The sequence below is a fragment of the Gilliamella sp. wkB178 genome (assembly GCF_001690705.1).
GTDB classification, from domain to species: Bacteria; Pseudomonadota; Gammaproteobacteria; order Enterobacterales; family Orbaceae; genus Gilliamella; species Gilliamella apicola_K.
Window position 1 is genome coordinate 323,665 of record NZ_LZGK01000011.1, and the last position, 13,292, is coordinate 336,956.

General features: G+C 37.9%; 13 protein-coding genes. 9 read left to right on the plus strand and 4 right to left on the minus strand.

The genetic code is table 11. The features are described 5' to 3' along the window. The first annotated feature begins 8 nt into the window (after nt 1-8). Nucleotides 9-1,238, plus strand: coding sequence for a molybdopterin molybdotransferase MoeA (gene moeA / locus A9G13_RS03040; protein ID WP_065556138.1), 1,230 nt, complete (start codon nt 9-11; stop codon nt 1,236-1,238). Here the strand turns inward: moeA and A9G13_RS03045 are convergent. The 4 genes from A9G13_RS03045 to folB form a co-directional block, all read right to left on the minus strand. After that, entirely contained in the window at nt 1,230-1,658 is a 429-nt protein-coding gene (locus A9G13_RS03045; protein ID WP_065556139.1) for an EamA family transporter, read from the minus strand. The two genes, moeA and A9G13_RS03045, sit on opposite strands and share 9 nt — an antisense overlap. A gap of 2 nt (nt 1,659-1,660) precedes the next feature. After that, the gene (locus tag A9G13_RS03050) at nt 1,661-1,867 is read right to left on the minus strand and encodes a hypothetical protein (protein WP_065556140.1); all 207 of its coding nucleotides are present in this window, start codon (nt 1,865-1,867) and stop codon (nt 1,661-1,663) included. A gap of 71 nt (nt 1,868-1,938) precedes the next feature. Then, nucleotides 1,939-2,940 (minus strand): MBL fold metallo-hydrolase, encoded by a 1,002-nt coding sequence (locus A9G13_RS03055; RefSeq protein ID WP_065556141.1) that lies wholly within the window; start codon nt 2,938-2,940, stop codon nt 1,939-1,941. Nucleotides 2,941-2,954: 14 nt separating this feature from the next. Next, nucleotides 2,955-3,326 (minus strand): dihydroneopterin aldolase, encoded by a 372-nt coding sequence (gene folB / locus A9G13_RS03060; protein WP_065556142.1) that lies wholly within the window; start codon nt 3,324-3,326, stop codon nt 2,955-2,957. A 98-nt stretch (nt 3,327-3,424) separates the two neighbouring features. Here folB and rsmE point away from each other — a divergent pair, with 98 nt between their 5' ends. From rsmE to A9G13_RS03100, 8 genes are all read left to right on the plus strand, one after another. Further along, complete coding sequence (gene rsmE / locus A9G13_RS03065) at nt 3,425-4,153, plus strand: 16S rRNA (uracil(1498)-N(3))-methyltransferase (RefSeq protein WP_065556143.1); 729 nt, start codon at nt 3,425-3,427, stop codon at nt 4,151-4,153. Nucleotides 4,154-4,356: 203 nt separating this feature from the next. Continuing rightward, nucleotides 4,357-5,307, plus strand: a complete 951-nt coding sequence (gene gshB / locus A9G13_RS03070; RefSeq protein WP_065556144.1) for a glutathione synthase — start codon at nt 4,357-4,359, stop codon at nt 5,305-5,307. Nucleotides 5,308-5,317: 10 nt separating this feature from the next. Beyond that, complete coding sequence (locus tag A9G13_RS03075; protein WP_065556145.1) at nt 5,318-5,770, plus strand: GNAT family N-acetyltransferase; 453 nt, start codon at nt 5,318-5,320, stop codon at nt 5,768-5,770. Nucleotides 5,771-5,806: 36 nt separating this feature from the next. Further along, nucleotides 5,807-6,364 carry a YqgE/AlgH family protein gene (locus A9G13_RS03080; protein WP_065556146.1) on the plus strand — a complete coding sequence of 186 codons (558 nt, stop codon included), beginning with the start codon at nt 5,807-5,809 and terminating at the stop codon, nt 6,362-6,364. Next, on the plus strand, nt 6,357-6,779 hold the full coding sequence (gene ruvX / locus A9G13_RS03085) for a Holliday junction resolvase RuvX (protein ID WP_065556147.1): 423 nt from the start codon (nt 6,357-6,359) through the stop codon (nt 6,777-6,779). Before A9G13_RS03080 ends, ruvX begins: the two co-directional genes overlap by 8 nt. Nucleotides 6,780-6,878: 99 nt before the next feature. Continuing rightward, nucleotides 6,879-7,916: a phosphoribosylformylglycinamidine cyclo-ligase gene (gene purM / locus A9G13_RS03090; RefSeq protein ID WP_065556148.1), complete on the plus strand. Its 1,038-nt coding sequence runs from the start codon at nt 6,879-6,881 to the stop codon at nt 7,914-7,916. Nucleotides 7,917-8,288: 372 nt separating this feature from the next. After that, the gene (gene nifJ, locus A9G13_RS03095) at nt 8,289-11,831 is read left to right on the plus strand and encodes a pyruvate:ferredoxin (flavodoxin) oxidoreductase (protein WP_065556149.1); all 3,543 of its coding nucleotides are present in this window, start codon (nt 8,289-8,291) and stop codon (nt 11,829-11,831) included. A 267-nt stretch (nt 11,832-12,098) separates the two neighbouring features. Next, nucleotides 12,099-13,286, plus strand: coding sequence for a pyridoxal phosphate-dependent aminotransferase (locus A9G13_RS03100; protein WP_065556150.1), 1,188 nt, complete (start codon nt 12,099-12,101; stop codon nt 13,284-13,286). The last annotated feature ends 6 nt before the right edge of the window (nt 13,287-13,292 follow it).

Genomic DNA, 13,292 nt, shown 5'->3' on the forward strand with positions numbered 1-13,292 from the left:
AATAGTCTATGTTACTCACCTTTGCTCAAGCCAAACAAAAAATATTACAAGCGGCCTTAGCTGCTAAACCACTCAATAGCGAAATTATCCCACTTATTCAAGCTCATAATCGCATTAGCGCCGAAGCTATTATCTCGCCAATTAATATGCCTAGATTTGATAATTCGGCTATGGATGGTTATGCGGTTAGAATGGCAGATATCGAAAAATCCACTACTTTACCATTGTCAGCGACAATTTTAGCCGGTGATGATATTCGCAGCCTCCATTGGCCACTTGGTACTTGTGTGCGTATAATGACTGGCGCGCCGGTTCCGGCCGATGCCGACGCCGTGGTGATGCAAGAACAAACCGAAACAACTAATGCCGGTATTCGTTTTTTAGAGCCTATAAAAAGTGGCAGTAATATTCGTCGCATTGGTGAGGATGTTAAACAAGGCTCCGAAGTGTTTGCTCAAGGTAGCTGTTTAACCATCCCGACACTGTCAACACTGGCAACATTAGGCTTTGATAAAGTTAGGGTCTTTAAGCAATTAAAGGTGGCGGTTTTTTCTACAGGTAATGAATTAACGCCTTTAGGTGACTCGTTAACCGGCAATGGTGCTATTTACGACAGTAATCGTTTTACATTGAAGTTATTGTTAGCTCAACTTAATTGTGAAATTATCGATTTAGGTATTATTCCGGATGACCCGGTTAAGATTAAACAAGCGCTTACGGCTGGATCTAATCAGGCTGATTTAGTCATAACTAGCGGCGGCGTTTCTGTAGGTGATGCGGATTTTACTAAAACCGCATTGGCAGAACTTGGTCACATTAATTTTTGGAAAATTGCCATGAAACCGGGTAAACCGTTTGCCTTTGGTCAAATTGGTAAGGCGTTATTTTGTGGCTTGCCCGGCAATCCGGTATCAACCTTAGTGACCTTTTATCAATTAGTACAACCCTTGATTTTAGCCCTTTCAGGCTACCCACAAACCGCGTTACAGCCATTGTCATTTAAAGTCACAACGACTAATAAGCTCAAGAAAAGCGTTGGTCGATTAGATTTTCAACGCGGCACTTTGCAAACCAATAGTAATGGTGAGTTAGAAGTGACTACCACCGGGCAACAAGGTTCACACATTACCCAATCATTTAATCACGCTAATTGTTTTATTGTGTTGGAACAAGAACAAGGTAATGTAAATGCCGGTGATTTAGTTACGGTAGAGCCATTTAACGCCCTATTAAAATAGGGCAACTAGAATGGCGCCCGCTGCTATCATGGCAACGCCAATACCGGCCGGAAAGGAAATTTTTTCGCCAAATAAGATAGCAGCAAAGATTACCGCAAATACGACACTTAGCTTGTCGATTGGTGCCACTTGCGACACCTTACCTTCTTTGATTGCCATAAAGTAAAATAGCCAAGATAACGCACCGGCTATACCACTCAATGCAATAATAAATAGTGCTTTTTTGTCGTTAATAAAGGTAGTGATTAAATTCATTTTGCCTTGAACCATCACTACACCGACTAAAAAAACTGCCATCACAATGGAACGAATAGCTGTGGCAGTATTAGCGTCTAAATGCTGTAAGCCGATTTTACCTAAAATCGCTACGCATGCGGCAGAAATAGCGGAAAGAAGCGCATAAACTAGCCAAGCACTCATGATTAGTTCCTATCGATTTGGATCATATATTGTTGGTTATTTGAATTTTTTTGACATTGTTCGGAGTTACTCATTACCCCATCGCAACCTTCCAAAACTCCGTGGGCTTTGTTCCAACGATATTGTTTACCTTCATCGTTTTTACCACCACAGCCAGTCAAACTTAAACTAAGAATAATGCAACACAATGAAATAATTACAGTTTTCATAATTCCCTGCCCTTTTTTTAATTTAATCTTTATATTATTTAGAGATTTAATAGATCTTGTTCGTATCGCTGCTATTTTAATCCATATTTTTGGGGATTGATAGCTAAGTTAGCGCCTATTTTTAACAAGTAGAATCGACGATCACCCTTGTGACGATTTAGTAATTCAGGTGGCTCATCAATCGGTTCATCGGCTAATTCAAATGTCCCCCAATGAATAGCCACTGCCGATTTACAATGTAATTCATCATACAATTGTATTGCTTGTTGGGGGTCAATATGTTGTGAATGCATAAACCATCTAGGCGCATAAGCACCAATCGGAATTAAGGCTAGGTCAATGGTAGGGAAGCGATTACCAATCTCTTGCAATTGCGGGCTATAACCGGTATCCCCCATAAAATATATCGTTTTGCCTTCATTATGATTACTTGCAGGCGCTTGTATTACCCAACCACACCAAAGTGATTTATTTTCATCCAATAAACCACGTTTACTCCAGTGCTTAGCAGGGGTGGCGGTAAAAGTGAAGCCATTAATAATACTACAATCCCACCAATCTAGTTCTACTATTTGCTTAGCGCCCCATTTTGCTAATGTTGGTTGTAAACCTAAAGGCACCAATATAGTAACCTGCGGGAAACGCGTAATCAGTTGCCTAATGCTATGGTAGTCGAGATGGTCATAATGGTTATGCGAAATGACAATAAAATCAATTTGCGGCAACTCAGCTATATTTATAGCCGCTGGCGTGCGGCGTTTAGGGCCAATAAGTTGCGAAGGCGAGGCGCGCTTAGAAAATACTGGATCGGTCAATATAAATTTACCCTGTAAACGAATTAAGGTGGTGGCATGCCCGATCCACCAAATTCTATCACCGGGTAAACTCAAATCTAGCTGTTCTGACCAAGTTTGATTAAATGCCGCATATCCCGCCTTAGGTGGTAAGATTTTTCGCACTAAGTACCAACGCCAAATCTCGCGAATTTTAAATTTACTCGGTTGATAACTGGCAAACCTTTGCGCTCGTTGTTCCTTTTGCCATGTACTTAAATCCTTTTGTTGTTTGGTCATCATTACCTACTTTATTAATTATGCATACTGCGCTCAATCACTACTGCCACATTGGTTGCATTGGTAATCGCGCTGGGTTTAGAAACTTTAACTCGCAACCAAGTGACAGCAAATTGTTGGATTACCAGTTCGGCAACTCTTTCAGCAACGCATTCGATCAACTCAAACTTGTTGGCAGCGACCAAATTGGTAATGGCTTGACTGACTTTAAAATAATCTAAACATAAAGCAACATCATCACTGTTACCCGCCGGTTGGTTGTTCCATGCCATTTCCAGATCAAGCACTAATTGTTGTTTGATGTTTTTTTCCCAATCATAAACCCCAATGGTGGTTGAAACCGTCAATCCTTCGATTAACACCCTATCTTTAGTTGCGATTTTCATTTATTATTTCAGCCTATTATTTGTATTGACTAGAGATTACCGAATCTTCATAAATTACGCTATAATTTATTTTAAATTATAGGCAATATATAGCAATTATGACGCGAATTTTTCAACCATATTCGATTAAGCAAAACAGTATTATTACTTTAGATGATAACGCTTTCAATCATTTGATCCGGGTTTTAAGAATGCAAGTCGGCGAACCGATTATTTTATTTGATGGTTCCAACCAGATCACTCCTGCCATAATACATGCAATTAACAAAAAAAATGTTATGGTTAAAACCGCAACCTCGATAGTAGATAATCGTGAATCGCCACTCAATATTCATCTTGGGCAAGTGATCTCGCGGGGTGAAAAAATGGAATTTACCATTCAAAAATCAGTCGAATTAGGCATTACCAGTATTACACCGCTACTTTCTGAACGTTGTGGAGTAAGGCTTGATGAAGCTCGCTTTGACAAAAAAATTCAACAATGGCAAAAAATCGTCATTTCCGCCTGTGAACAATGCGGTCGTAATGTGATCCCTACTATCAACCCTGTCACCAAATTAGAAACTTGGTGTGCCAGCTTAACTGATGGTTTAAAGCTTAATTTACACCCTAAAGCTAAATATGGAATTAATCAATTATCTCTTAATGATAGCCATAATATTCATTTATTAATTGGGCCTGAAGGTGGATTATCCGAAAATGAAATTAGTATGACGGCTAATTATCATTTCACCGATATACTGCTCGGTCCACGGGTACTGCGTACTGAAACTGCGGCCTTAACTGCCCTGTCTGCCTTGCAAGTTCGTTTTGGTGATTTGGGTTAAGCTAATTAAAAGGAACACAATAGATAATGTTTGCATTGCATCTTAAATAGTAGCGAGTATGATAGATGCTAGCATTAAGTCAATAATGTTTTACCACACTTTCGGTCACAATATTGCTGACAAGATTTTAGCATTTACATAGAAGAGTAATAATCATCATCATTATTTCAATAATAACCATATAAAACCAGTAAGGAGCAAACATGATAAAACTTGGTATTGTTATGGATCCAATCAGTCACATTAAGATTAAAAAGGACACCAGTTTTGCAATGCTGCAACAAGCACAAAAACGTGGTTATCAACTTTTTTATATGGAGATGAATGATCTTTTCTTAAGTAATGGTGAAGCTTATGCAACTACGCGCACAGTTACCGTTTATAATGACAAAACTCATTGGTTTGATTTTAATGAAGCACAAACCATTAAACTTAGCGAGCTTGATGTCATTTTAATGCGTAAAGATCCGCCATTTGATACCGAATATATCTATGCTACCTATATTTTAGAACGTGCCGAAGCCAATGGTGTGTTAGTAGTGAATAAACCACAAAGTTTACGCGATTGTAACGAGAAGTTATTTACTGCTTGGTTTGCCGAGTTCACACCTGAAACTTTGGTTACCCGCCAAAGCCAACAAATTAAAGACTTTCATAAGCAACATCATGATATTATTTTAAAACCACTTGATGGCATGGGTGGGGCCTCTATTTTCCGTATTAAACCGGATGATGCCAATGTTTCGGTCATAATTGAGACGTTAACCAACCGCAACACCCGTTATTGCATGGCGCAAACTTTTATTCCGGCCATAAAAGATGGTGATAAACGAGTATTAGTTATAGATGGTGAGCCGGTGCCCTATTGTTTAGCCAGAATCCCGCCGCAAGGTGAAACCCGTGGTAATTTAGCCGCCGGTGGTCATGGCGAAGTTAGAGCACTTAGCGAAAGTGATTGGCATATTGCTAAAAGTATTGCGCCAACCCTGAAACAAAAAGGCTTGCTATTTGTTGGTCTGGATATTATTGGTGATAAATTAACTGAAATTAATGTAACTAGCCCAACTTGTGTGCTTGAAATTGAAGCCGAGCACCCTAATTTATCCATAACAGGTATGTTAATGGATGCGATTGAACAGCGATTAAATAAATAAAGAGAAAAAAATGATTAGAGAATATCAACCTGCAGATTTAGACAAGATCATGGAAATATGGTTACAAGGGAATTTACAAGCACATAATTTTATTGATCCTGAATTTTTCAAACAAAATTATGAATTAGTAAAAACATTAATCCCAATGTCGAAAATATATGTACAAGATGTTAATGGCGTAAAAGGTTTTATTGGTTTGACTGAAAATTATATTTCAGGGTTATTTGTTGAGCAAAGTTTTCAAGGTAAAGGCGCTGGCAAAGCGTTAATTGAAAAAGCCAAACAGCAACATACCGAACTATTTACTCAAGTTTACAAAAAAAATACTCATGCTATTGATTTTTATTTAGCTCAACATTTCGAAATTATTTCTGAGTCAATAAACGAAGAAACTAATGAACCCGAAGTATTAATGCACTGTAATGTAGAACATAAAGTAAAAATCGGCAAGTGTGCATTATAGTAAATAACGTTATCGAATTTAATAATTTGTGAGCTTATGAATTTAAAAAATCATTTTATTATTTCCATGCCTACCATGAACGACGCTATTTTTAGTCGTTCAGTGGTGTTTATTTGTGAACATAACCGTGATGGCGCTATGGGGATAATAATTAATAAACCTATATTTGAACTAAATGTGGCCGCGGTTCTCGATCGGTTAGAAATTACCGCGAATAAAAGCTGCGCGGAACTTGAGCATCCGGTTTTTTCTGGTGGGCCTTTGGCTGAAGAACAAGGGTTTATTTTACACACACCACAGTCAGGTTTTTCATCTAGCATTAATATTTCTGATGATGTAATGATAACCACGTCACTAGACGCACTTAAATCAATTGGTACCCCGGAACAACCAAAAGATATGTTCCTGGCTTTAGGTTATTCTAGTTGGCAATCATTACAACTTGAAGCAGAAGTGGCTCGTAATGATTGGCTAGTTGCCGACGCCGATCCTAAGATTATTTTTGAAGTTGCTATTGAAGATCGTTGGCAAAAAGCCGCTGAATCCTTAGGTATTAATATCAATACAATTTCGCACCAGATGGGTAATGCATAATTTTATGGCGACCATTATTGCTTTCGATTTTGGTACCGCAAGTATTGGTGCCGCTATTGGTCAGGATGTGACTAAAACTGCTAATCCACTTTGTTCATTTAAGGCACGTGATGGTATTCCTAATTGGCAAGCAATTGCAAAAGTTTTAGCTGAGTGGCAACCCGACTTTTTGGTAGTTGGCTTGCCGTTAAATATGGATGGCACCGAGCAACCCCTTACCGCTAGAGCTCGAAAATTTGCTAATCGGTTACATGGTATGTTTGGTTATCAAGTGCATTTACAAGATGAGCGTTTATCCACCGTTGAAGCCAAATCGCATATTTTTGCTAGCCGTGGTTACCGTGCCTTGGAAAAAGGACATGTTGATGCAACCTCGGCAATCATTATTTTAGAAAGTTGGTTTGAAAACAATTAACTACTTTAATTTATTGGTTATTTGATAAATTATTGATCGCCAATAAATTCCATCCTTGCTAAAATAGCCAACAATTCTTCTATTGAAAGGATAATCACTGTGTCAAATAATAATTCCCTCAGTTATAAAGATGCAGGTGTCAATATTGATGCCGGTAATGAACTTGTAGATCGCATTAAACCCGTAGTTAAAGCAACTAAACGGCCTGAAGTTATGGGTGGTTTAGGTGGATTTGGTGCCTTATGTGCTATTCCACAAAAATATAAACAACCTATTTTAGTTTCTGGCACTGATGGCGTTGGTACCAAACTTCGCCTGGCGATGGATCTAAACCGTCATGAATCTATTGGTATTGATTTAGTCGCCATGTGTGTTAATGATCTTATTGTGCAAGGTGCGGAACCATTATTTTTTCTAGATTATTATGCGACCGGTAAACTAAATGTGGATGTAGCAACCACTGTTGTAACAGGAATTGCTGAAGGCTGTAAGCAATCAGGTTGTGCCTTGGTTGGTGGTGAAACTGCCGAAATGCCGGGTATGTACCATAACAATGATTATGATTTAGCCGGATTTTGTGTTGGTGTTGTTGAAAAATCTGAAATGATTGATGGTAGTAAAGTCACTGATGGTGATGCCTTAATTGCTTTAGCATCGAGTGGTGCTCATTCTAACGGTTATTCCTTAGTGCGAAAAATCATTGAAGTTAGTGGTGTTAATTTAGCCACAGAGCAATTAGATGGCAAACTGTTAGCTGATCACTTACTTGCACCAACCAAAATTTACGTTAAATCGGTACTGGATTTGATTGCGCAGGTAAAAGTCCATGCCATCGCACATATTACAGGTGGTGGCTTTTGGGAGAATATTCCCCGTGTATTACCTGCTAATACTCAAGCAATTATTAATGAAACCAGCTGGCAATGGCCGGCGATATTTAATTGGTTACAACAAGCTGGTAATGTAAGTCGCCACGAAATGTATCGTACTTTTAATTGTGGTGTCGGTTTAATTATAGCGTTACCAAAAGATTGTGTAGATAACGCTATAGCGTTACTCAATAAACATGGCGAACAAGCTTGGTTAATTGGTGAGATTAAACAATCACATTCATCCGAACGCGTGGTAATTAAATAAATCATTATAGTTGATATTAACCAATTATTAATTCATTGGATAATATCAACTTATACTAATTTATTGCTGCCAAGGTGTAATATATAAAATCTATAGCATCAGTTTTAAATTATCATTAAAAGCCACTATAACTACGCCAATACTCCATAGCTTGAGTAATAAACTCACTGCTTAGGATAAAATAACTCACTTAATACATTCACATTTCACCTAATTTTCTATGAAAATTAACAGACTAACCAACCCAATAACCATGATTATGTAGAAAAATTAATACAAAAATAACTAAAAGCTATCTCACTTTCTGGTACAATAACGCCAATTATAAGAAAGTAAGTAATGTCGTAACACTATAAAATACAAGGTTTTTTAATGATCATATCAGATGCTAATAGTGCGGTTTCATCCGTTGCTTATCGTGCAAACGAAGTCATTGCTATATATCCAATTACCCCTAGCTCCCCCATGGCCGAGCAGGCCAGCACATGGGCTGAATTTAACAAACCTAATGTATTTGGTGACATACCAAAAGTTGTTGAAATGCAATCGGAAGCTGGTGCTATCGCAACTGTCCATGGTTCATTAATGACGGGGGCAATGGCAACCTCGTTTACTTCTTCACAAGGTTTATTGTTGATGATACCGTCGCTATATAAAATAGCCGGAGAATTAACACCTTTTGTATTACATGTAGCAGCACGAACAGTGGCTACCCATGCATTATCCATTTTTGGTGATCACTCAGATGTAATGGCGGTTCGGCAAACTGGCGTTGCCATGCTTTGTTCTAGTTCAGTACAGGAAGCTCAAGATTTAGCTTTAATCGCTCAAATTGCTACCTTGAATAGCCGTATACCATTTATTCATTTTTTTGATGGTTTTAGAACTTCGCATGAAGTTAATAAAATCTATCCAATTAGTGATGATGAGATCCACAATCTATTACCATATGAAGCAATTACCGCATTACGTGCCCGAGCTTTAACACCTGACAAACCTGTTATAAAAGGTACTTCTGCCAATCCGGATACTTTTTTTCAATGTCGGGAAGCAATCAATCCTTATTATAACAATGCTTATCAACATGTTGTTGATGCCATGGCTGTTTTTGAAAAAGAAACCGGAAGAAAATACCAACCTTTTGAATTTTATGGTGCGAGCGATGCCGTGCATATCATTGTTATTATGGGGTCTGGTGCTGGTACTACTAAAGAAGTGGTAGATAATTTATTGCAACAAGGTGAAAAAGTGGGTGTGGTGGTCGTTAGACTATTTCGACCTTTTTCCGCTAAGCATTTACTTGCAAGCATTCCTGCAACTGTTAAAAAAATTGCAGTACTTGATCGAACCAAAGAGCCCGGAGCCCAAGCAGAACCTCTGTATTTAGATGTGATGACAGCTTTTGCTGAGAGTTTTTCGCATGGTGAACGAACCAATATGCCACTAATTATTGGTGGTCGTTATGGCTTATCTTCTAAAGAGTTTGATCCTCGTTGTGTATTGGCTATTTTTACAGAATTAGCTTTACCTGCTCCCCGCCCACGATTTACGGTTGGTATTTATGATGATATTACGGGTCTATCTTTACCATTACCGGAAAAATCTATTCCACAAAAATCGGCATTAGAAGCATTGTTTTATGGATTGGGTAGTGATGGTACCGTTTCGGCAACTAAAAATAATATTAAGATTATTGGTGATGGTTCACCTTTCTATGTGCAAGGATATTTTGTTTATGACTCCAAGAAAGCTGGAGGATTAACCACTTCGCACCTTAGAGTAAGTTTAGATCCAATAGATTCTGCTTACTTAATTACTAGTGCTCATTTTATTGGTTGCCATCAAGATCAGTTTATCGATAAATACCAAATGGTGGAAAAGCTAAAAGATGATGGTATTTTCTTACTTAATACACCTTATAGTAAAGATGAGATTTGGCACCGTCTGCCTAAAGAAGTTCAAGTGCAACTAATTAAGAAACGGGCTCATTTTTACATAATCAATGCAGCAAAAATTGCCCGCGAATGTAATCTGGGTGCAAGAATCAATACTGTTATGCAAGCTGCATTTTTCCATCTTTCTGAAATATTTAAAAATGATTTTAGTATTGGTCAATTAAAAGAAGTAATCGCTAAAAGTTATAGTAGTAAAGGACAAGATTTAGTCGAGAATAACTGGAAAGCGCTCGATTTAGCGGTAACGTCACTTGAGCAAATTCCGCTCAGTTGTGTTGACCAAAGTAGTCCGTCCAGACCACCAATTGTGCCTTATAATGCGCCAGATTTTGTTAAAATGGTTACTGCAACTATGTTGGCTGGTTTAGGAGATAGCCTGCCGGTATCAGCGTTTCCACCTGATGGCACTTGGCCTACTGGCACCACCAAATGGGAAAAACGCAATATTGCCGAGGAAATCCCAATTTGGCAGCCTGAGCTTTGTACACAATGTAATCACTGTGTTGTTGCCTGCCCACATGCAGCTATTCGGGCTAAAGTGGTTACCCCAGAAGATATGGTCAATGCACCTGAATCATTGAGTTCGTTAGAAGTGAAAGCTCGCGACATGAAAGGCCAACGTTATGTGCTGCAAGTTGCCCCTGAAGATTGTACTGGTTGTAATTTATGTGTTGAAGTTTGTCCATCTCGCGATCGTAATAACTTTGATATTAAGGCTATTAACATGCAATCGCGTATCGATAATCTTGATACTCAACGAAACAACTTTAATTACTTTATGGCATTACCAGATCGTGATATCAAAACAATTGAACGTATTGATATCCGAACTTCGCAATTATTAACACCTTTATTTGAATTTTCTGGTGCCTGCGCGGGTTGTGGTGAAACTCCATACATCAAATTATTAACCCAACTTTATGGTGACCATTTAGCCATTGCTAATGCAACCGGTTGTTCGTCAATTTATGGTGGTAATCTACCATCAACACCTTACACCACTGATCGTAATGGCCGCGGACCAGCTTGGGCTAATTCATTATTTGAAGATAATGCCGAATTTGCATTAGGTTACCGTATTACCTACAACCAACATAAACAACGTGTTATACGACTATTGGAACATGTAGCTGCAGAAATATCACCGGAAATCGTGATTGCTTTACAATCTCCGGAAGTAACAATTGATGAAAAACGTCGCCACTTAGTATCGTTACGCCAACAATTAGAACACTTAAGTTCTCCGGAAGCTAAAGAACTAATGCGTGATGCAGATTATCTTATTGATAAATCTGTTTGGGCACTTGGTGGGGATGGTTGGGCCTACGATATTGGCTTTGGTGGCTTAGATCATGTTATGAGTTTAACTCATAATGTTAATATTTTAGTATTAGATACCCAATGTTATTCAAATACTGGCGGCCAACAATCAAAAGCTACCCCAATGGGTGCCGTGACTAAATTTGCAGATTTAGGTAAACATAAAGCCCGTAAAGATTTAGGGGTCAGTGTGATGATGTATGGTCATGTTTATGTTGCACAAGTAGCTCTTGGTTCACAACTTAATCAAACCCTTAAAGCGCTACAAGAAGCCGAAGCCTATGATGGACCATCTTTAGTGATCGCCTATAGCCCTTGTGAAGAGCATGGGTATGACTTATCTAAATCACATGAACAAATGAAAGATTTAGTTAAATCAGGATTCTGGCCAATTTATCGTTATGATCCAAGGCGCATGCTGGAAGGTAAACCAGGGTTGGTATTAGATTCTAAATCACCAAATAGTGAAGCACTATCCAACATATTACTCAAAGAGCAACGATTCCGCCGTTTAGAAACGCTAGAACCGACCATTGCCAATACTTTGCATGAGCGTTCAACTAAGCTGGTCAATTCGAAATATAAGTTCTTAGAACTATTAGCTACCTTCGCCGATATTGAAACACCTGCGGATAGTTAATAATATAATAAACCTTATTTGTTCTTAGACTTTAACCACCAGTTTTTATACTCCTATAAAAACTGGTTTTTCATTGTCCTAAGAACGGGCAATAAGCACCTTGATTGTGCAAATTTGTTGTAAACGAGTCTATATTATCAATATTTATCATGAATTTTACCAATCAACACATTGATAATAATCTATATATTAAAATTATTTAAATTTTGGAACAGTTCTTGCACGATTAATTAGCCTATCAAAGACTAACTAATTGTGAGGTAAATAATGATATCTAATTTAAATATTAGCCGTAGAAAATTGTTAACACTTTCTAGTGCTGCCGTTGCTGGGTTATCAGTTAATCAGTTGTTATCTAAAGCTTATGCCCAAGAGATACAAAAATCGATTGCCTTCTCACTGCCGATGTTAGATACAGTGGTTACACCAACTTTAGATAATCCAATAAGGCTGAATTTTAATGAAAATGCGCTTGGCATGTCACCAAATGCTAAACAAGCTGCCATTAATGCAATACCCAAAGCCAATCGTTATGCTAAAGCAGAAATGCCATTGTTAAATAAAAAACTAGGGCAACACCATAACGTTGAAGATGACCACATTTTATTAACTGCTGGATCATCAGAGGGAATTCGTAGCGCCATCGAAGCATTTTGTATACCCAATACTCAATTAGTAATACCTGAACTTACTTATAGTGATGGTGAACATTTTGCTAAGATCTTTAATTTAAAAATTACTAAAGTATCCTGTCTTACTGATTGGCAAATAGATCTACGTTCCATAAAAAAAGCAGTCGATGAGTTTAATGGCTTTTCTATTGTTTATTTAGTCAATCCCAATAATCCAACTTCAACTGTATTCAAAGCTAATGAACTTGAATCATGGATAACCAGTGCGCCTAAAAATATGATTTTTATTGTCGATGAGGCCTATGCTGAATTTGTTAATGATCCTGATTTTCATTCCGTTGATAGTTTAATCAGTAACGGGGCTGAAAATGTGGTGTTACTAAAAACATTTTCCAAAATTCATGCTATGGCTGGTTTACGGGTTGGTTATGTAATTAGTTCACCGAATAATATCAAGAATATTGCTCAATATGTAGCTGGTGAAAAACTTAATTATTGTGGTGTATGTGCTGCTTTAGCTTCGATGGATGATAGTCAATTTTTGACTTATTCTAAAAAAGCTATTGATGTTTCCCGCACTATTATGGAACAAGTTTTATCAGAATTAGGATTACAATATTTAAAATCTGAAACCAACTTTATGTTTCATAAAACGCCTATTGATTTGCAAAAATATCGAGAATTGCTACAACAAAATTGTGTGTTAGTGGGTAGAGATTTTGACCCGGCAACTAATTGGTGCCGAATCTCACTGGGTACTCCCGGTGAAATGCTTTATGTTGCTAATTTAATGCGGGGATTAAGAGAAAACAAAACTATCTAAAAAGAA

What these genes read in the sequence shown, in the direction of transcription:
- moeA (WP_065556138.1), top strand. Translation starts at nt 9, where the DNA reads ATGTTACTCACCTTTGCTCAAGCCAAACAAAAAATATTACAAGCGGCC.
- A9G13_RS03045 (WP_065556139.1), bottom strand. Translation starts at nt 1,658, where the DNA reads ATGAGTGCTTGGCTAGTTTATGCGCTTCTTTCCGCTATTTCTGCCGCA.
- A9G13_RS03050 (WP_065556140.1), bottom strand. Translation starts at nt 1,867, where the DNA reads ATGAAAACTGTAATTATTTCATTGTGTTGCATTATTCTTAGTTTAAGT.
- A9G13_RS03055 (WP_065556141.1), bottom strand. Translation starts at nt 2,940, where the DNA reads ATGACCAAACAACAAAAGGATTTAAGTACATGGCAAAAGGAACAACGA.
- folB (WP_065556142.1), bottom strand. Translation starts at nt 3,326, where the DNA reads ATGAAAATCGCAACTAAAGATAGGGTGTTAATCGAAGGATTGACGGTT.
- rsmE (WP_065556143.1), top strand. Translation starts at nt 3,425, where the DNA reads ATGACGCGAATTTTTCAACCATATTCGATTAAGCAAAACAGTATTATT.
- gshB (WP_065556144.1), top strand. Translation starts at nt 4,357, where the DNA reads ATGATAAAACTTGGTATTGTTATGGATCCAATCAGTCACATTAAGATT.
- A9G13_RS03075 (WP_065556145.1), top strand. Translation starts at nt 5,318, where the DNA reads ATGATTAGAGAATATCAACCTGCAGATTTAGACAAGATCATGGAAATA.
- A9G13_RS03080 (WP_065556146.1), top strand. Translation starts at nt 5,807, where the DNA reads ATGAATTTAAAAAATCATTTTATTATTTCCATGCCTACCATGAACGAC.
- ruvX (WP_065556147.1), top strand. Translation starts at nt 6,357, where the DNA reads ATGCATAATTTTATGGCGACCATTATTGCTTTCGATTTTGGTACCGCA.
- nifJ (WP_065556149.1), top strand. Translation starts at nt 8,289, where the DNA reads ATGATCATATCAGATGCTAATAGTGCGGTTTCATCCGTTGCTTATCGT.
- A9G13_RS03100 (WP_065556150.1), top strand. Translation starts at nt 12,099, where the DNA reads ATGATATCTAATTTAAATATTAGCCGTAGAAAATTGTTAACACTTTCT.